The following is a 17,351-nucleotide window of genomic DNA, read 5'->3' on the forward strand; positions in this document are numbered from 1 at the left end:
TAGGCACGCCGCCAGCGTTCGTCCTGAGCCAGGATCAAACTCTCCGTAAAGTGTTTGAAAAGCTCATTGTCTTTTTTATTCGAAAAAGACTTAAAATCTTAAACGTTGACGTTTGGTTGTTTAGTTTTCAAGGTTCAAATGTTTCTTTCCGCTTCACTTCTTTATAAGAAGGAATGCGGTGTTGCTCTCTCAAGCGACCAATCTATCATAACATCTTTCAGCGTTTTAAGTCAATCACTTTTTTAAAAAAGTTTTTCGCTGTTTATTCATGTGTAATTTGATTGTGTGCTGCGTTGTCGAAGCAACGAGGAATAATATATCATGGAACTTTGCATAAACGCAAGACTTTTGAAAAAGACTATTAATTTAGATTATTTACCACAATTTCTGCATCGTCCAAAACAAGAAAAAAGCGCCTGACATCTGTCAGTCGCTGTACGCTATCCCTGCACCCATTCTCTTCTTTTTAAATACGCAATTGCCCCTCTGATCATCGCTATACATACAATGAGAGTGCTGATTACGGACTTCCATAAACCATTCAGCGTTTCATCCTGTATGGCCAGATTAGACAATTCAAGTAAATGACCGGGCGTCCACATCATTGGTTCTACAAAAATTGAAGAAGCAATTGCCAGGATCATTAAAAGAACAAGCGATGCTCCTGCCACTGCAGCACTTCTTTTTAAAAGGGTACTTGTAAACAGTACCAGTGTGACAGTGAATAACAGCCACAGGATATAAAATAATGAAGATAGCAGAATCAGTTGAAATTCAATTGGGTTAAATAATAAATAGATATAGTAAAGTGCTGCACCCGCCCCTGCCAGGTAAGAAACAAATGTAATCAGTACGCCCGCTGCCCATTTCGCTAAAAAGTAGCTGGCGTGGGAAACAGGTTTGGCGAGAATCATGACAGCCGTCCCACTTGAACGCTCTCCTGCCAGTGACCCCATGAGTGCAAGGACAATGACAAATACACCAATCTGCGAGAATTGCCCAAGTGTTTCTGCAAATACCTGCTCGGAGCCGGGCAGTGGAATTTCAAATACAGCACCTTCAGGCAATCCGCCAAACTCTTCAAGGATATCAGGAAGATAAAAGCTGGTCAGTGGCTGCATGATGCCGAGTGCGATAAAAACAAGTGGCATCCAGATCCATTTATAGCTTCTTGCCATTTCCAGCAGTTCTTTTTTGAATAGCACGCTCATTTTTTCATCACCTCATGGAAGACGTCTTCAAGTGAAGCTGTACCGATTTCAAGTGAACGCAGAGGCAGCTGGTGGGTCAATGCTTCCTCAAGAATGATTGTCCGCAGTTCAGCCGTTTCCTTTCCTTTGATCACTGCTGTATTTTCATTTACTTCTATTATTAGATCAGAATGGCGCTCGCTAAATGCTTTTCCCCACTCAATAAGAGACTGATCAGCGCGCATCAACATCTCAGGACGTTCATATTGCAAATAAACGCGATCAATTGAATCAAACAGTACTTTCTTTCCTTTATTCATCATCAGGACATCATCACATAATACCTGTGCATCATGGAGGACATGCGTGGAATAAAGAATGGTCACTTCTTTTTTTAGTTCTTTTAACAGCGTCATGACTTCTTTTCTTCCAGCCGGATCCAGTGCTGATACAGGTTCGTCGAGCAGAAGAATCTTCGGACTGTGGATCAGTGCCTGTGCGATGCCTAACCGCTGCTTCATTCCTCCTGAAAATCCTCCGATTTTTTTACCGGCGTGCTCAGCAAGTCCGACTCTTTCAAGCAGTTCATCCGCTTTTTTGGTCGTTTCCTGTTTTGTTTTCTTCCCGAGTCTTCCCGCTAAGACGAGATATTCTTTAGCTGTCATCCAGTTAAAAAAAGATGGATACTGCGGAAGAAATCCAATCTGCTGCCTTTGATCTGCGACAGGTGCTTCGAATTCAATCTTGCCTGCAGTTGGTGTTGATAATCCGCTGATCATATGAAGTGCAGTTGTTTTCCCTGCTCCATTTGGACCAACAAGAGCTGTCGTTCTGCCAGTCGCTAAACTGAATGAGAGCTGATCAACTGCTGTAAATGAGCCGAATGTCTTCGTCAGATCTTTTACAGTAATCATTTACGTATCCCTTCTGCCGAACACAAAATACAGGATTGGACCAATCATATTAATGATCACAATGATTAAAGCCCAGACCCATTTCGGTCCATTCACAGACGGTCTTTTAAATAAATCGATGAGCGCTATAACCGCTAAAACAATATTGATAAATGCCAGTGGTGCAATAATGGCAAAGTTTAAATCATCCATTTTCTTCTCTCCTTTTTTGTATATATGATTTCAATACGCGCGACCACAGAAGGTAAAACAACAGCGGCACTGGCGTCTGAATCATACCCCAGATGCCCCAGAACCATTTGGCATGCCCCCTTTTTCTCGCGTCAGTAAACAAAAACGTGCTTTGTGCAATCAGGATACAAACGATGAATATAAAAAGCAGTGGGTTCACTTCATTCATGCTGCTTCACCATGATTTTCCTTACATATAACACAACACCTGCAACCATTAAGAATAGAAGCTGACCTGCAGCATATAACACAGGCTCATTGATCAGCACTAATACGGTCAATGAGACAATCAGAAGCGCTGCTACTAAAAACCAGATTAATTCACGTTTTTGACGCTGTCTGATATCAGTGATCATCAGATTGAAGGATTCACGTGGCGGCGGTGATTTTTCCAGCCGGTCAAACGCCTGAAGACCTTTGATCAGTTTTTCTTCCGTTTTGTCTTTCATCTTCTCCCAGCTCCTTTCTTAAGTTTGCCATTGCATGGTGCAGTCTGGATTTAATCGTTCCCGTTGACACTCCGCAAATCTTCGCAATTTCCTCATAGGAATAACCGTAAGTATATTTAAGAATGACAGGAATGCGGTGATGGTCTTTTAATGTCCTCAGTGCTTCAGCTACCTCAATGCCAAGCTCATCACCCAGATGCCATTCAAGCTGCTGTTTATTCAGATAAGCCTGCTCCCGCTTTTTCCTACGTTTCTTATCAAGCCACAGGTTCGTCGCGATCTGGATCATCCACGTTGAAAAGGAGGCTTTCTCAGGGCGGTACTGTGAGAAGCGTTCAATACAGCGGATGACTGTATCCTGGGCAAGATCTTCCGCTTCAGCGGGATGCAGTGTCAGCTTTAAGGCATAGGCATATAAAAATGAATAGTTGTCATGCAGCCATTCACTGAGCTGCTCCGTACAATCCCTGCTCATACCGCCCCTCCTTTTCTTTGATCTATTGCTTATACGTTTAAGTTGTTCATTTTGTTCAAATGAACATAAATTTTTTTATTAAAAGGACTTATCTATCGAAATCGTTTCGCTGCGCTTCAGGCGGACGCTTTCCGCGGGGACGGCGGTGAGACAGCTGAGACCCCGCAACCGAAGATGAGGAGGCTCAGCGACCACCGTCCGGAAAGCGTCCGCCTGAAACGGAGATCTGCAGCCCCCTTTATAAGTGGCCATACAAAAAAGGCTATTTCAATTAAGAAATAACCTGTTCAATATATAACTTTCTTTCCTTTGTGAGATCAATCATCTCTCCTGAATCCGCTAATTTCACCATCGGTCTAAGCAGATGCTGAGGCTGTGTGAAGATCACTTCGGCTGGACGGTCGTCAGATAAAATCACGCGTGTACCCGTTGCAAGACCTCCTACCATTTCCTGTAGTGCTCTTAACAGCGCAATGTCAAACTTGCCCATTTCGTCCTCCCAGATCAATTCAAGCGCTTTAAACGGTGATTTTTTAGCTCGATAAAGACGCGCTGAAGTCATGGCGTGGAAGACATCTGCTAACGCAAGCACCTGAGAGGATTTCGAAATCTCTTTTCCTCTGCTGCCTTTTGGATAACCGCTCCCGTCAAGACGTTCATGATGCTGGAGAATGGCTGCTTTCATCTCATTTCTTAACAGCGGGCTGTCCATCACATACTGGTAGCTGTACAAAGGATGTTTTCTAATTTCTTTTGCTTCATCCTGTGTAAGTGCCCCTGATTTTTTCAAAATAGACATTGGCATTTTAGCCATACCGGTATCTGTTAAAATCCCTGATACAGCAAGCTGGATACACCCTCCCTGATCATAACCCGCTTTTTTCGCAAGCAGATAGCTGATAATCGCTGTTGAAACGGAGTGATGTGCAATATAGTATTTTGCTTGAGACCAGCCGTGCAATTGATAGATGATATTTTCGTCTTTTGCCGCCTGGCGCAACAGAGGCATTAATCTGCTTTTCAATGCGACAATGTCTACTTTTCCGCCTGACTGCCAATTATTGAAGACATCTTTATAATAGTGGATCAATTCCATGTACTGTTTTTGAAGCGGGGGATCTTCAGATATGACTGATGCGCCTCCAGCTTCTTCACGGACCGGGTCTACTTCTGCCTGAGTGCCATCAGCAAGTTTCGAGAAAATTTCAACCTGCTGAATGTTAAATGCTTTCAATGCTTCAAAATGAATCGGACCAAGCTCTGTTCCCTTTTTGATAATCGGATATGTCGTAAGACCCATGATATCTTCTGCAACACGGCAGCCTTCTATTAAGTCCTGCACATTTACTTTCACTGGCAACACACCTCCTGACGACTAGTTCTTTTTTATCATTTTATCACATAAAAAAAAGAAAGCAGGTGTTTTTTTCCTGCTTTCTCCATAAAAATTATTCTTCTGTGTCAGCCGGCAGCGTTTCTGTTGCTTCCTGACCTTCTATTTCTTCATCAAGTTCATCTTCTTTTTCAATACGGGTTACGGTAGCAACATGCTCATCGTCTCCAAGACGGATCAGCTTCACACCCTGCGTACTTCTGCCAGTTTGTGAAATACCTGCAACATCCATACGGATCAGTACACCATGTGCTGTAATCAGCATGATATCCTCTTCTCCATTTACGGCTTTCACTGCGACCAGGCGACCGTTTTTCTCAGTGATGTTACACGTCTTAATCCCTTTACCGCCTCTTGACTGGACGCGGTATTCTTCTTCAGGCGTGCGTTTTCCGTATCCTTTTTCAGTCACAACCAAGATATCGTTACCTTCATCAAGAATTTCCATTCCGACAACAATATCATCTTCATTGAGCCTGATTCCACGTACACCGCCTGCAGTACGCCCCATTGATCTTATATCTGTTTCAGGGAAACGGATCATCAGACCATTTTTCGTTCCGATAATGATTTCACGGTTACCGTCTGTATATTTCACAGAAATCAGCTCATCATCATCGCGAAGGTTAATTGCAATCAGACCGTTATTACGGATATTCGCAAAGTCACTTGCAGGTGTACGCTTAGAGACACCGCGCTTTGTCGTGAAGAAGAAGTAAGAATCTTCATCGAACTCTTCCACACGGATCATCGCGTTAACGACTTCGTCTTTATCCACTTCAAGCAGATTCACAAGTGGCAATCCTTTAGCTGTACGGCTGAACTCAGGAATCTCATACCCTTTTGCACGGTAGACTTTCCCTTTATTCGTAAAGAAGAGAATCGTGTCATGGGTTGAAGTCGTCAGCAGATGTTCTACAAAGTCATCTTCATTTGTACCCATTCCCTGAATCCCTCTTCCGCCACGTTTTTGAGTGCGGTATGTTGAAGCAGGAAGTCGCTTAATGTAGCCGTTATGTGTAAGGGTTACAATCAGATTTTCCTGTGGGATGAGATCCTCATCTTCAATCATTTCCGCTCCGCCTACTGTAATTTCAGTACGACGTTCATCGTTAAAGCGCTCTTTTAGTTCAAGCAGCTCTTCACGGATGATTTCAAGCACGCGTGATTCATTCGCAAGGATTTCTTTCAGATCTTTGATCAGTGCGACAAGCCCCTGATACTCTTCTTCAATCTTGTCACGCTCAAGTCCTGTCAGACGCTGTAGACGCATATCAAGAATCGCCTGTGCCTGCTTTTCAGACAGACTGAACTGCGTCATTAGTCCTTCACGGGCAATATCAGTCGTTTCAGAACCGCGGATCAGCGCAATGATTTCATCAATATGATCAAGCGCAATACGCAGACCTTCTAGGATATGTGCACGTGCTTCCGCTTTACGCAGTTCGAATTCAGTTCTGCGGCGGATGACGACTTTCTGGTGCTCTAAGTAATGGTGAAGGGCTTCCTTCAGATTCAGCACCTTCGGATGACCATCAACAAGCGCAAGCATATTAATACCGAAGCTTGTCTGAAGTGCCGTCTGCTTGTAAAGGTTGTTTAACAGCACATTGGCATTGGCATCACGGCGGACTTCAATGACAATACGCATACCGTTACGGTCAGACTCATCACGAAGATCTGTAATGCCGTCAATTTTCTTATCACGTACAAGCTCAGCGATTTTTTCAATCAGTTTTGCTTTATTAACCTGATAAGGCAGCTCATGAACAAGAATCGTTTCACGGCCATTGGCTTTCTGCTCGATTTCAACCTTCGCACGCTGAACAACTGATCCGCGTCCTGTTTCATAAGCACGACGGATTCCGCTGCGGCCAAGAATCAAAGCACCTGTCGGGAAATCCGGTCCCGGAATATAGTCCATCAGCTCGCCAATTGTAATTTCAGGATGCTCACTGAATGCAAGGAGGCCGTCGATGACTTCTCCAAGCTGATGAGGTGGAATGTTTGTCGCCATTCCGACTGCGATACCGCTTGAACCGTTCACAAGGAGGTTCGGAAAACGTGATGGCAAAACGACTGGTTCGCGTTCTGATCCATCATAGTTATCACGGTAGTCGATTGTATCTTTATTAATATCACGAAGAATTTCCATTGAAATCTTCGACATTCTTGCTTCTGTGTAACGCATCGCAGCTGCAGCGTCACCGTCTACTGAACCGAAGTTTCCGTGACCGTCAACGAGCATGTAGCGATAGCTGAAATCCTGCGCCATACGTACCATCGTGTCATATACAGCAGAGTCACCGTGCGGGTGGTACTTACCGATCACTTCACCGACGATACGGGCAGATTTTTTAAATGCTTTATCAGACGTCATCCCAAGGTCATTCATCGCATACAGGATACGACGGTGAACCGGTTTTAAGCCGTCTCTTACATCAGGAAGGGCACGTGATACGATTACGCTCATTGCGTAATCCATAAATGAGGTACGCATTTCCTGACTTATATTGATTTCGTGAACATTCGAACTCGGCGTTTCAGCCATAACAGAAAAACCTCCTATTCCAGCAATTACTCTGTTCTAAAGATGGGCTCTGTAAAGATGGCTTCTGATTTCCGCTTCAGGCGGATGCTTTCCGCGGCCGGGCGGTGAGCCAGCAGGCTTCGCCATGCTTAGTCTCACCTGTCCCTTCCTGCCGCAGGAGTCACCGCCTTGCGCTCCAATCATCAGCTGTGCCAGATCAATGTCTATCTTTACAAAACGAAATGGAAGAAGGGATAGGACAGCCTATCCCTCCGCATTTATAAAGGTTATACGTCCAGATTTTTTACGTATGCAGCGTTTTCTTCGATAAACATTCTGCGCGGCTCTACTTTGTCGCCCATCAGAATTTCGAATGTTTCATCTGCTTCAATCGCATCTTCAAGACTGACCTGAAGCATTGTACGTGATTCAGGGTCCATTGTTGTTTCCCACAGCTGCTCAGGGTTCATCTCTCCTAGACCCTTATAGCGCTGAAGCCCGGGCTTTGGTGTTGGTGACATTTCTGAAAGGATGCGATTCATTTCACGATCAGTATAGGCATAACGGACTGTTTTACCCTGCGTGATTTTATAAAGCGGCGGCTGGGCAATATAAATATAGCCTGCCTCGATAATTGGACGCATATAGCGGTATAGGAATGTCAACAGGAGCGTACGGATGTGCGCACCATCGACATCGGCATCTGTCATGATGACAACTTTATGATAACGGGCTTTTGAAATATCAAAGTCCTCGCCGATTCCTGTTCCAAGTGCCGTAATAATGGCACGGATTTCATTGTTTGATAAAATTTTATCCAGACGCGCTTTTTCAACGTTAATGATCTTCCCGCGCAGTGGCAGGATCGCCTGGAAGTGACGGTCACGGCCCTGCTTGGCTGAACCGCCGGCAGAGTCACCCTCAACTACATAGATTTCACTGATATGAGGATCTCTTGAAGAACAGTCAGCTAGCTTACCAGGCAGACTTGATACTTCAAGGGCACTCTTTCTTCGCGTCAGCTCACGTGCTTTTTTCGCTGCGAGGCGGGCACGTGCTGCCATTGACCCTTTATCAACGATCTGACGGGCAACCTGAGGGTTCTCCATCATGAACTTTGTAAAGTGCTCTGAAAACAGCTGGTCTGTAATCGTTCTTGCTTCTGAGTTACCAAGCTTTGTCTTCGTCTGACCTTCAAACTGAGGATCAGGGTGCTTGATGGAGACAATCGCTGTCAGACCTTCACGCACGTCTTCACCTGAAAGGTTGCCATCAGCATCCTTCAGCAGGTTGTTGCGCGCTGCATAGTTATTAATCACACGCGTCAGGGCTGTTCTGAAACCTGATTCATGCGTTCCGCCCTCGTACGTGTTAATGTTGTTGGCAAAAGAATAAATATTGCTCGCAAAGCCCTGGTTGTATTGCATGGAGATTTCAATTGAAATACCATCTTTTTCTCCTTCAATAAACACAGGCTCAGGATGAATCACTTCTTTTGAACGGTTTAAGTGTTCAACATATGACTTAATTCCGCCTTCATAGTGAAAACGCTTGAGAATATTATTGCCATCCTCATCCTGCTCGCGCTGATCTTCTATTTCAAGTGCAAGACCGCGGTTTAAGAAAGCAAGCTCTCTTACACGGTTTGCAAGCGTATCAAAATCGTATTCAGTCGTTTCGGTGAAAATTTCAGGATCCGCTTTAAAGCGTGTAATCGTTCCTGTATGGTCAGTCTCACCGATCACTTTCAGATCAAACTGGGGAACACCCTGTTTGTAAGTCTGGTGATAAACGTTGCCATCACGGTGTACGTATACCTGAAGCTCTTCAGATAATGCGTTAACGACCGAAGCCCCAACGCCGTGAAGTCCACCTGAAACTTTATATCCGCCACCGCCGAATTTACCTCCGGCGTGCAACACAGTCATGATCACTTCAACAGCCGGACGGCCCATTTTTTCATGGGTACCAACCGGAATGCCGCGTCCGTTATCTTCAACTTCAATCCAATTATCTTCTGTGATTCTGATTGAAATTGTGTCACAGTGGCCTGCTAATGCTTCATCAATACTATTATCAACGATTTCCCACACCAGGTGGTGGAGTCCTCTTGCAGCAGTTGATCCGATATACATACCCGGACGCTTTCTTACCGCTTCAAGACCTTCAAGCACCTGGATCTGATTCTCATCATAGGCCTGGATGTTTGTATCTTCAGTTGCCACGCAATCTCACCTGCACTTTCTATTACTTACGGCCAAAGGGCCTGCTCATTTTTCCTGCTCTTTTTTTCAAGGTTGCTGAAGACAATGGGGATAAATAAACTTTGAAATCAGTGATAACGATTGATTTACAGGCTGACTGACAGAGATCAACGATGCCGTTTTCGTTATCTTTCATGAACTGCTCCATAATGAGCGAGTCGTCTGCTGCCTGTACATCCATGATCGCCACGATATCATTCATTCTAACCATTGCGTCTTCCCCGATATGCACGTACATCTAGGGTCAGCCCCCTTCAGTTTTTTTCATCACACCGTCTTCGACAACAAAGGTTGTCGCCTCATTCAGTGTCTGATGGTCAATCCCTTCCACACTTGTGGTTGTCACAAAGGTTTGGACTTTACCCTGGATTGTATTCAGTAAATGGGACTGTCTGTAATCATCCAGTTCGGAAAGCACATCATCCAAAAGTAAAATCGGATATTCACCAATCTCCGCATGGATCAATTCAATCTCGGCTAACTTGATTGATAGCGCGGTGGTCCGCTGCTGACCCTGCGAGCCGAATGTCTGGACATCATGTCCGTTCACTAAAAACTGAAGATCATCACGGTGTGGTCCTGCAAGGGTAACGCCCCGCTCAATCTCTCTTTGACGGACTGAAGCAAGCTTTTCACGGAAGACTTCTTCGACCTCCTGCTGTCGTTGCTCAGCTGTTACCTGTACAGACGGCTTGTACACCACTTCAAGTGTTTCAAGCCCCCGTGAGATTCCTTTGTGAATTGGTTCTGCCCATTCCTGCAAAAGCTTTAAATATTGAAAACGGCGCACGACAATTTTAGCAGCCATCTCAACAAACTGGTCAGTCAACACATCAAGCATTGTCTGATCTGTCTGCTTTCTTGCCTGCAGCTGTTTCAGATAGTGATTGCGCTGAAGCAGTATTTTCTGGTAGAGGCTGCTGTCATGTAAATACACAGCTGACACCTGGCCAATCTCCATATCAATAAAACGACGCCTTACTTGAGGGCTCCCCTTTACAAGGTGGAGATCTTCGGGCGCAAACATGACTACATTCATATGGCCGACATAGCGGCTGAGTTTTGATTGTTCAAGGTGATTGACTTTTGCTTTCTTCCCTTTTTTTGAAATCACAAGTTCAAGGGGAAGTGCTCCGTGCTGCTTCATCACTCTACCTTCTATTTTAGCATACTCTTCATTCCATTGTATTAAATCTTTATCATTTGACGTTCTATGCGACTTTGCCATCGCCAGGACATAAATGGACTCCATGACGTTTGTCTTGCCCTGCGCGTTTTCTCCTAGGATTACGTTGACATTGTTATCAAACTTTAATGTCAGCCCGTCATAATTTCGATAATGCGTAAGCGTAAGCTGCTCAATGTGCATTTAATTACCCTTCCGATTTTACTTGATACTTGCCTACTTCCGGGATATAGATCTCATCCCCGTCACGCAGCTTGCGTCCTCTACGCTGATCCTGCTCATCATTAATGAATACATCATGCTCACCTAAGAACCATTTTGCCATGCCGCCGCTCTGGATCACATTTGCTAATTTCAGAAACTGACCAAGCGTTATATATTCGGTTTGAATCGTAATTTTTTCAGTCATCTTCATCACTACTTTCCACATTGACTTATCCTTCTATTTTACCTCAAATACCCCCTGAAAACAAAAGATACCTTAGGCTTTAAAAAGCGCGAAAACCGGACTCCTGCCTGAGGAATCCGGCTGTTTTGATTATGTTTAGTAAGTTCTCACAGGTGTGATCAGCTGCAGAATCGAATCATCACCAGTCGGGCGGAGCACAAACGGTCTCATCGCACCCGTAAACTGGATATTCGTCTCAGCACCCTCAAGCACCTTCAGCGCATCCATCATATATTTCGCACTGAACGAAATCGTCAGCTCTTCACCAGTCGTTGCGTCACTTTGTACTTCCTCCACAACTTTTCCGATCTCAGGCGTGTTAGATGAAATCTGAACGCCGCCCTCTTCGCTGATATGAAGCTTAACAACATTATTTCTTTCTTCTCTTGCCAAGAGAGATGCACGGTCAATCGCCTGAAGGAAATCCTTCCCGCCGATTGTCATCTCCGTTTTGCTTTCAGAAGGAACAAGACGTGACGTATCAGGATAGTTCCCCTCAAGCAGGCGTGAGAAGAATAATACATGCTTCGCACGGAACAGTACCTGGTTTTCAGTCATAACAATTTCAGTCTCATCCGCAGTATCATCAAGGATCTTATTCAGCTCATTTAAACTCTTCCCTGGAATGACTGCTTTATAAGGTTCACCGTTGCCGCCATTGATCGGCGCTTTACGCATTGCCAGGCGGTGGCTGTCTGTTGCGACACAGTTCAGCATACCATCTTCAACCGTCCAGTTTACACCTGTCAAGATAGGGCGTGTTTCTGAGGCGGACACTGCGAAAACGGTTTGTCTGATCATTGTCTTTAAAAGGTTTGTTGGGATTTTCAGCACACTGTCTTCTTCTATTTCAGGCAGTCTTGGATACTCTGATATATCCTGACCATTCAGATTGAACTCTGATTTACCTGAGCGGATCACAGTCTGAAGATGTGAATGCACTTCAATTTCAACTGTATCTAGCGGCAGCTTTTTAACAATGCTTTCAAAAAACTTTGCTTGAAGAACAATCCCGCCAGTCTGTTCAACATTTACAATCTCTTTGCCATCTTCTTCTTTCGGAATAAAGGATTCAATTGAAATATCTGAATCACTGCCAGTCAGGGTAATACCCTCATCGTGCGCAGTAATCTTAATGCCGCTTAAAATTGGAATTGCCGTTCTTGATGATACTGCCTTGATGACGTCATTAACCCCATCAACCAGTCGATCTCGCTGGATCTGAAATTTCATGTGATATAGCCTCCAACTCTTCGCATCCTGCTGCGAGTTATATAATAATTATTTTTTAAATAAATAGTAATAGTACTAGTAGGTGCTGTGGATATGTGGATAAGCCTGTTAATGAATTGTCATGCAGGTTTTCCACATGTGAATAAAATGTGTTCAGACATGTACGCGTCATCCACAGTTGTCCACACTTATTTCTGCAGTGTAGACTTGATTTCTTTTATTTCATGCTTAAGAGAATCGTCTTCTACAAGCAATTTTGAGATTTTTTCATGCGCATGAATAACAGTTGTATGATCACGCCCGCCAAACTCCTCACCGATTTTCGGCAAGGAGAAATCAGTCAGCTCTCTTGAAAGGTACATCGCAATCTGGCGCGGGAAAGCAACCGTCTTCGTTCTTTTCTTCGCTTTAAAGTCTTCAAGCTTCACGCTGAAATGCTCTCCGACCGTTTTTTGAATGTCCATAATCGTGATGACCTTTGGCTTCGAGTTTGGCATGATATCCTTGAGTGCCTCAGCTGTCAGATCCGCATTAATATCTTTGCTGACTAAAGATGAGTACGCAACGACGCGGATCAGCGCCCCTTCAAGCTCACGAATATTAGAATCTATCTGATTCGCAATATAAAGCATTGCTTCGTTTGGAATATCGAGTCCTTCAGCTTTTGCTTTTTTGCGTAAAATAGCAATTCTGGTTTCTAGATCAGGCGGCGTGATATCAGTAATCAGCCCCCACTCAAAACGGGAGCGCAGCCTGTCTTCAAGTGTTGGAATTTCCTTTGGCGGCCGGTCACTGGAGATGACGATCTGCTTGCTCTCCTCGTGAAGTGTATTAAAAGTATGGAAAAATTCCTCTTGCGTCTGTTCTTTTCCGGCCAGGAATTGAATATCATCTATTAAGAGTACGTCTACATTACGGTATTTATTGCGAAAATCAACCGCTTTATTATCACGGATTGAATTAATGAACTCATTTGTAAATTTCTCAGAAGATAAATAAACGACCTTCGCATTCGGATTATGCTCAAGTACATAATGACCAATTGCATGCATCAGGTGGGTTTTACCAAGTCCAACGCCCCCGTAGATAAACAGCGGATTATAAGCTTTGGCCGGCGCTTCAGCCACCGCAAGTGATGCAGCATGCGCAAACCGGTTACCGGATCCGATAACAAACGTATCAAACGTATACTTCGGGTTCAGCATGCTCTTAGACCATTCCTGCTGATCGTCATTAACAACAGGCTTTTTAGGCGGCGTGGCAAAATCAAGATCATCATCATTCTGATTTTGAGGAATAATAAACTTAATGCGGAGCTCTTCACCGGTCACTTCTTTTAATACACCGGAGATCAGCTGCGTATAATTTCCTTCAAGCCAGTCACGCGCAAATTCATTTGGTGCGGTAACAGTTAATAGATCACGCTGGAGCGAAAAAGCCTTTGTCGATTTCAGCCACGTCTCAAAGCTCGGCTTACTCACTTTTTTCTCCATATCGTCTAACGCGCGATTCCACAAATCCGTGATGTTTTCCAACTAAATGCCCCCTCCTTCTACCTAATATTTTTCAAGAAAAGTATTCCTGAAAGTGAAAATTCATATATATACATCATCATGAATAACGAAAAAAGCCGAATTCGTGATGTATCGACAATATTCAGCAGCTGTGGACAACTTTTTACATGCATGTGAAAATGTTTATCCACAGGCTATCCACATTTGTGGATAATATAAATCTGTCAAAAAGTTATTCAGAGTGAAAACACAACTATAATATCAAATAAAACCAATCAGTGCAATGGCTGATCATATTTATCCACATCCCCTTCAACAAGTGGAATTCAACTATCCACAAGGCGTGAACGTGTGAAAAAGGTGTCGATAAGCGCTGTGGATAAAATTTTCGTCATGTAAATTGCTGTACAGAGTTATTAACAGATTAAGAGAATTTGATTTTTGAAAGATTGATATTCAGAAATAGATAAAGAATTTTATTTTAAGATGACGCTGGAAAAGAAATTGTCTTCCTGGCTTTGATGAAGTAAAAGGTAGAGATTTGACTGCTTTCTACTATAATGATGAGTGCGATTAGGATGATTGAGGTCAGATTGGCGTGATTTCGGGTCTTATTCGGAAAATGTCGGGTCACACTTTGATAAATCTGGGGTCAGTTATGCGAGGGGGCAGACTCTGGGGTCAGATCTCATCATTTTGAGGTCGCACACTGAAAATCTCTGCTCATGTTCTCTCCTATTAAGGTCACCTCCATGCACACCCCATCTCCAGCGCCCCTGCTTACAGGATTTGATTATTTTTTCATTTTTCTATTGAACGAAGGCACATAGGATGTTATGATATAGTGGTTGCACGAATCAGACATTGACAATGACGACTGACCGTCGCTATAATGACTTAGAATGTTTAGAGTTCTGATCATAGATATAAATGATCTTTTTAGGAGGTGTCTTACTATGAAACGTACATTCCAACCAAATACTCGTAAAAGAAGTAAAGTACACGGATTCCGCGCACGCATGAGCACGAAGAACGGACGCAAGGTTCTTGCTCGTCGCCGTCAACGTGGACGTAAAGTATTGTCTGCTTAAGACCACTGATTCCACTCAGTGGTCTTTTTTCGCTTAAATACCGGGAAAATATCGAAAATTGTGGGTGGGGTAATGAGAAAAGAGCAGAGAATCAAGAAAAATCCTGAATTCCAGGCAGTCTTTAAAAAAGGAACATCGATGGCTAACCGCCAATTTGTTCTGTACCGTCTGAAAAAGCAGGATCAGGCCATGTTTCGTCTTGGCATGTCTGTCAGCAAAAAAGTTGGTAATGCGGTAACCCGTGTGCAGGTAAAACGATATATTAGACAGGTGTTTCTGGAGCTTTCGCAAGAGCTGGACCCCTCTTTTGACTATGTCGTGATTGCGAGAAAACCGGCAGCTGATTTAAATTTTCATGAAACAAAGAAATCACTGACGCACGTGATGAAAAAATCACGCGTGTTAAAAAGTGAACATTCTAAGAAATAGAGGCTCAATTTGACTAAACGTGTTACAATAACGGGTGGTTATAAGAATAGGAACAATTTTTAGAAAGACAGGGAGGAACATATTCGTGAAGAAGAAACTCTTTCCCTTTATGATGTTTGCGGTCGTAGCTGTTTTCCTTGCAGGTTGTACGGAAATCGATCAGCCGATCACATCAGACAGTGAAGGGATTTGGAATAGCTATTTTGTATATCCGCTATCTTGGCTGATTACACAGATTGCTGAATTTTTTAATGAAAACTATGGTCTCGCGATTGTAATTGTTACATTACTTATTCGTTTTGTACTGCTGCCACTGATGATCAAGCAGACAAAAAATACAAAGCGTATGCAGGAAATCCAGCCTGAAATGGTGAAGTTACGTGAGAAGTATTCTTCAAAGGATGCTCAAACGCAGCAAAAGCTTCAGCAGGAAACAATGGCCATGTTCCAAAAGCACGGCGTTAACCCGCTTGCCGGCTGTTTCCCATTACTGATTCAAATGCCGATTCTGATCGCATTCTATCATGCGATTGTCAGAACGACAGAAATCGCAAATCACAATTTCCTATGGTTCGATCTGGGAGAAGCAGATCCATACTTTATTCTGCCGATCGTAACTGGTTTAACAACGTTCCTTCAGCAGAAAATTATGATGGCAGGTAACCCTGCAGGTATGAATCCGCAGATGCAGATCATGCTATATCTGATGCCTGTGATGATCGCAGTATTTGCTTTCATTTTCCCAACTGCCCTCTCACTTTACTGGGTAGTCGGTAACGTCTTTATGATTGTGCAGACTTTACTTATTAATGGTACATTTAAGAAAAGCGAAGTGAATAGCACAACTTGATAGGAGGGGCTGTATGTGAATGAGGAGATCACGCTGACTGGCGCTACTGCAGAAGACGCTATTTCTGAAGCGCTTGTCAAACTCGGTATTTCCAGAGAGCAGGCTGAAATATCAGTACTCGATGAAGGAAAAAAAGGTTTTCTCGGGCTGGGATCACGCCCGGCAAAGGTCCAGGTGATCCGCAAAAAGGACGCGATCGAAGAAGTCGAACGCTACTTAAAGGATATCGCCGGCCAAATGGGCGTTCAACTTGCAACCTCAGCTCAGCGCGAAGGAAAAGTTGTGACAATATTGCTTGAAAGTGAAAAAGTTGCACTGCTGATCGGCAAACGGGGTCAAACGCTTAATGCGCTTCAAACCCTTGCCCAGCTCATTGCAAACCGCTACACAGAACAATTTGTAACAATCGTGTTAGATGCAGAAGATTACCGTGAAAGACGACGTGCCACGCTTAGTCAGCTGGCTGAACGCAAAGCAGAACAGGCACTTCGCACAAGACGTCCTGTAAAGCTTGAACCGATGCCGTCTTTCGAACGGAAAATCATTCACAGCGCACTGTCTTCCAGACGTGATATCGAAACTCATTCCGAAGGCCGTGAGCCCCACCGATATTTAGTAATTAATGCTAAATATTAAATAAAAAATCAGCTGTCAGATGGCAGCTGATTTTTTTATGTAAATGAACTTTATAAAAGGATGGCAGGTGATTTCCGCTCCAGGGGGACGCTTTCCGTGGCCGAGCGGTGAGCCAGCAGGCTTCGCCATGCTCCGTCTCACCTGTCCCTTCCTGCCACAGGAGTCGCTCCCTTCCGCTCCAATCACCTGGTGTGCAGGAAGTTTAATAGCGAAATTTAATTATAAATATATAATCATATTTATATTAATTTAATATATTTTCCAATAAATTAAAATATAAATCTTAAGGTTTAACGTAACCACTCTTAAGATGAAAAGAGGTTGTAAAAGATCTTAATTTCTACATTTTAAGTGCAGCGGAGCGTAAGGCGGCGACTCCAGCGGGATGTGACGGACAGCGTCCGCCTGAAACGTAGCGAAACGATTACGGAAAAATCACTTTATCCACATGTGCATAACACATTCCTTTACCATACATTGTGGATAATGCCAACTGATTTTCTTTTTTTCAATGCAAA

The 17,351-nt window shown here is 43.7% G+C and carries 18 protein-coding genes; 4 read left to right on the forward strand and 14 right to left on the reverse strand.

Going from position 1 to position 17,351, the window contains the following annotated elements; genetic code table 11:
* Positions 1 to 440: 440 nt before the first annotated feature.
* The 14 genes from ACH6CZ_RS05985 to dnaA form a co-directional block, all read right to left on the reverse strand.
* The gene (locus ACH6CZ_RS05985) at positions 441 to 1,211 is read right to left on the reverse strand and encodes an ABC transporter permease (protein ID WP_374096524.1); all 771 of its coding nucleotides are present in this window, start codon (positions 1,209 to 1,211) and stop codon (positions 441 to 443) included.
* The gene (locus ACH6CZ_RS05990) at positions 1,208 to 2,104 is read right to left on the reverse strand and encodes an ABC transporter ATP-binding protein (protein WP_374096525.1); all 897 of its coding nucleotides are present in this window, start codon (positions 2,102 to 2,104) and stop codon (positions 1,208 to 1,210) included. Before ACH6CZ_RS05990 ends, ACH6CZ_RS05985 begins: the two co-directional genes overlap by 4 nt.
* Complete coding sequence (locus ACH6CZ_RS05995; RefSeq protein ID WP_374096526.1) at positions 2,105 to 2,296, reverse strand: PLD nuclease N-terminal domain-containing protein; 192 nt, start codon at positions 2,294 to 2,296, stop codon at positions 2,105 to 2,107.
* Positions 2,289 to 2,504 (reverse strand): sigmaY antisigma factor component, encoded by a 216-nt coding sequence (locus tag ACH6CZ_RS06000; protein ID WP_374096527.1) that lies wholly within the window; start codon positions 2,502 to 2,504, stop codon positions 2,289 to 2,291. Before ACH6CZ_RS06000 ends, ACH6CZ_RS05995 begins: the two co-directional genes overlap by 8 nt.
* Positions 2,497 to 2,784, reverse strand: coding sequence for a DUF5345 family protein (locus ACH6CZ_RS06005; protein ID WP_374096528.1), 288 nt, complete (start codon positions 2,782 to 2,784; stop codon positions 2,497 to 2,499). The genes ACH6CZ_RS06000 and ACH6CZ_RS06005 overlap by 8 nt, the downstream gene beginning before the upstream one ends.
* A complete protein-coding gene (locus ACH6CZ_RS06010) occupies positions 2,735 to 3,259 on the reverse strand; it encodes a sigma-70 family RNA polymerase sigma factor (RefSeq protein ID WP_374096529.1) in 525 nt (174 codons plus the stop codon). The genes ACH6CZ_RS06005 and ACH6CZ_RS06010 overlap by 50 nt, the downstream gene beginning before the upstream one ends.
* A gap of 271 nt (positions 3,260 to 3,530) precedes the next feature.
* The gene (locus ACH6CZ_RS06015) at positions 3,531 to 4,613 is read right to left on the reverse strand and encodes an HD-GYP domain-containing protein (RefSeq protein WP_374096530.1); all 1,083 of its coding nucleotides are present in this window, start codon (positions 4,611 to 4,613) and stop codon (positions 3,531 to 3,533) included.
* Between the two features lie 94 nt (positions 4,614 to 4,707).
* Positions 4,708 to 7,203: a DNA gyrase subunit A gene (gyrA, locus tag ACH6CZ_RS06020; RefSeq protein ID WP_374096531.1), complete on the reverse strand. Its 2,496-nt coding sequence runs from the start codon at positions 7,201 to 7,203 to the stop codon at positions 4,708 to 4,710.
* A gap of 266 nt (positions 7,204 to 7,469) precedes the next feature.
* Positions 7,470 to 9,407 carry a DNA topoisomerase (ATP-hydrolyzing) subunit B gene (gyrB, locus tag ACH6CZ_RS06025; RefSeq protein ID WP_374096532.1) on the reverse strand — a complete coding sequence of 646 codons (1,938 nt, stop codon included), beginning with the start codon at positions 9,405 to 9,407 and terminating at the stop codon, positions 7,470 to 7,472.
* Positions 9,408 to 9,429: 22 nt separating this feature from the next.
* Positions 9,430 to 9,684 (reverse strand): extracellular matrix regulator RemB, encoded by a 255-nt coding sequence (gene remB / locus ACH6CZ_RS06030; protein WP_374096533.1) that lies wholly within the window; start codon positions 9,682 to 9,684, stop codon positions 9,430 to 9,432.
* A 6-nt stretch (positions 9,685 to 9,690) separates the two neighbouring features.
* The gene (gene recF / locus ACH6CZ_RS06035) at positions 9,691 to 10,815 is read right to left on the reverse strand and encodes a DNA replication/repair protein RecF (protein WP_374096534.1); all 1,125 of its coding nucleotides are present in this window, start codon (positions 10,813 to 10,815) and stop codon (positions 9,691 to 9,693) included.
* Between the two features lie 4 nt (positions 10,816 to 10,819).
* A complete protein-coding gene (yaaA, locus tag ACH6CZ_RS06040; RefSeq protein WP_322420520.1) occupies positions 10,820 to 11,041 on the reverse strand; it encodes a S4 domain-containing protein YaaA in 222 nt (73 codons plus the stop codon).
* A gap of 135 nt (positions 11,042 to 11,176) precedes the next feature.
* Complete coding sequence (gene dnaN / locus ACH6CZ_RS06045; protein ID WP_374096535.1) at positions 11,177 to 12,313, reverse strand: DNA polymerase III subunit beta; 1,137 nt, start codon at positions 12,311 to 12,313, stop codon at positions 11,177 to 11,179.
* Between the two features lie 188 nt (positions 12,314 to 12,501).
* Positions 12,502 to 13,848 (reverse strand): chromosomal replication initiator protein DnaA, encoded by a 1,347-nt coding sequence (gene dnaA / locus ACH6CZ_RS06050; RefSeq protein WP_374096536.1) that lies wholly within the window; start codon positions 13,846 to 13,848, stop codon positions 12,502 to 12,504.
* Positions 13,849 to 14,783: 935 nt separating this feature from the next.
* On the opposite strand from dnaA, the gene rpmH reads away from it, so the two are divergent.
* The 4 genes from rpmH to jag all read left to right on the forward strand — a co-directional run bounded on the left by rpmH (position 14,784) and on the right by jag (position 16,833).
* On the forward strand, positions 14,784 to 14,918 hold the full coding sequence (gene rpmH, locus ACH6CZ_RS06055) for a 50S ribosomal protein L34 (protein WP_082029149.1): 135 nt from the start codon (positions 14,784 to 14,786) through the stop codon (positions 14,916 to 14,918).
* Between the two features lie 72 nt (positions 14,919 to 14,990).
* The gene (gene rnpA / locus ACH6CZ_RS06060) at positions 14,991 to 15,347 is read left to right on the forward strand and encodes a ribonuclease P protein component (protein WP_374096537.1); all 357 of its coding nucleotides are present in this window, start codon (positions 14,991 to 14,993) and stop codon (positions 15,345 to 15,347) included.
* Between the two features lie 85 nt (positions 15,348 to 15,432).
* The gene (spoIIIJ, locus tag ACH6CZ_RS06065) at positions 15,433 to 16,197 is read left to right on the forward strand and encodes a YidC family membrane integrase SpoIIIJ (RefSeq protein ID WP_374096538.1); all 765 of its coding nucleotides are present in this window, start codon (positions 15,433 to 15,435) and stop codon (positions 16,195 to 16,197) included.
* Positions 16,198 to 16,212: 15 nt separating this feature from the next.
* Positions 16,213 to 16,833 carry an RNA-binding cell elongation regulator Jag/EloR gene (gene jag, locus ACH6CZ_RS06070; protein ID WP_374096539.1) on the forward strand — a complete coding sequence of 207 codons (621 nt, stop codon included), beginning with the start codon at positions 16,213 to 16,215 and terminating at the stop codon, positions 16,831 to 16,833.
* The last annotated feature ends 518 nt before the right edge of the window (positions 16,834 to 17,351 follow it).

The sequence above is a fragment of the Jeotgalibacillus sp. JSM ZJ347 genome (genome assembly GCF_044383825.1).
Classification (GTDB): domain Bacteria; phylum Bacillota; class Bacilli; order Bacillales; family Jeotgalibacillaceae; genus Jeotgalibacillus.

Excerpts from the sequence above, each read along its gene's own strand:
- ACH6CZ_RS05985 (WP_374096524.1), bottom strand. The coding sequence starts at position 1,211 with ATGAGCGTGCTATTCAAAAAAGAACTGCTGGAAATGGCAAGAAGCTAT.
- ACH6CZ_RS05990 (WP_374096525.1), bottom strand. The coding sequence starts at position 2,104 with ATGATTACTGTAAAAGATCTGACGAAGACATTCGGCTCATTTACAGCA.
- ACH6CZ_RS05995 (WP_374096526.1), bottom strand. The coding sequence starts at position 2,296 with ATGGATGATTTAAACTTTGCCATTATTGCACCACTGGCATTTATCAAT.
- ACH6CZ_RS06000 (WP_374096527.1), bottom strand. The coding sequence starts at position 2,504 with ATGAATGAAGTGAACCCACTGCTTTTTATATTCATCGTTTGTATCCTG.
- ACH6CZ_RS06005 (WP_374096528.1), bottom strand. The coding sequence starts at position 2,784 with ATGAAAGACAAAACGGAAGAAAAACTGATCAAAGGTCTTCAGGCGTTT.
- ACH6CZ_RS06010 (WP_374096529.1), bottom strand. The coding sequence starts at position 3,259 with ATGAGCAGGGATTGTACGGAGCAGCTCAGTGAATGGCTGCATGACAAC.
- gyrA (WP_374096531.1), bottom strand. The coding sequence starts at position 7,203 with ATGGCTGAAACGCCGAGTTCGAATGTTCACGAAATCAATATAAGTCAG.
- remB (WP_374096533.1), bottom strand. The coding sequence starts at position 9,684 with ATGTACGTGCATATCGGGGAAGACGCAATGGTTAGAATGAATGATATC.
- recF (WP_374096534.1), bottom strand. The coding sequence starts at position 10,815 with ATGCACATTGAGCAGCTTACGCTTACGCATTATCGAAATTATGACGGG.
- yaaA (WP_322420520.1), bottom strand. The coding sequence starts at position 11,041 with ATGACTGAAAAAATTACGATTCAAACCGAATATATAACGCTTGGTCAG.
- dnaN (WP_374096535.1), bottom strand. The coding sequence starts at position 12,313 with ATGAAATTTCAGATCCAGCGAGATCGACTGGTTGATGGGGTTAATGAC.
- rpmH (WP_082029149.1), top strand. The coding sequence starts at position 14,784 with ATGAAACGTACATTCCAACCAAATACTCGTAAAAGAAGTAAAGTACAC.
- rnpA (WP_374096537.1), top strand. The coding sequence starts at position 14,991 with ATGAGAAAAGAGCAGAGAATCAAGAAAAATCCTGAATTCCAGGCAGTC.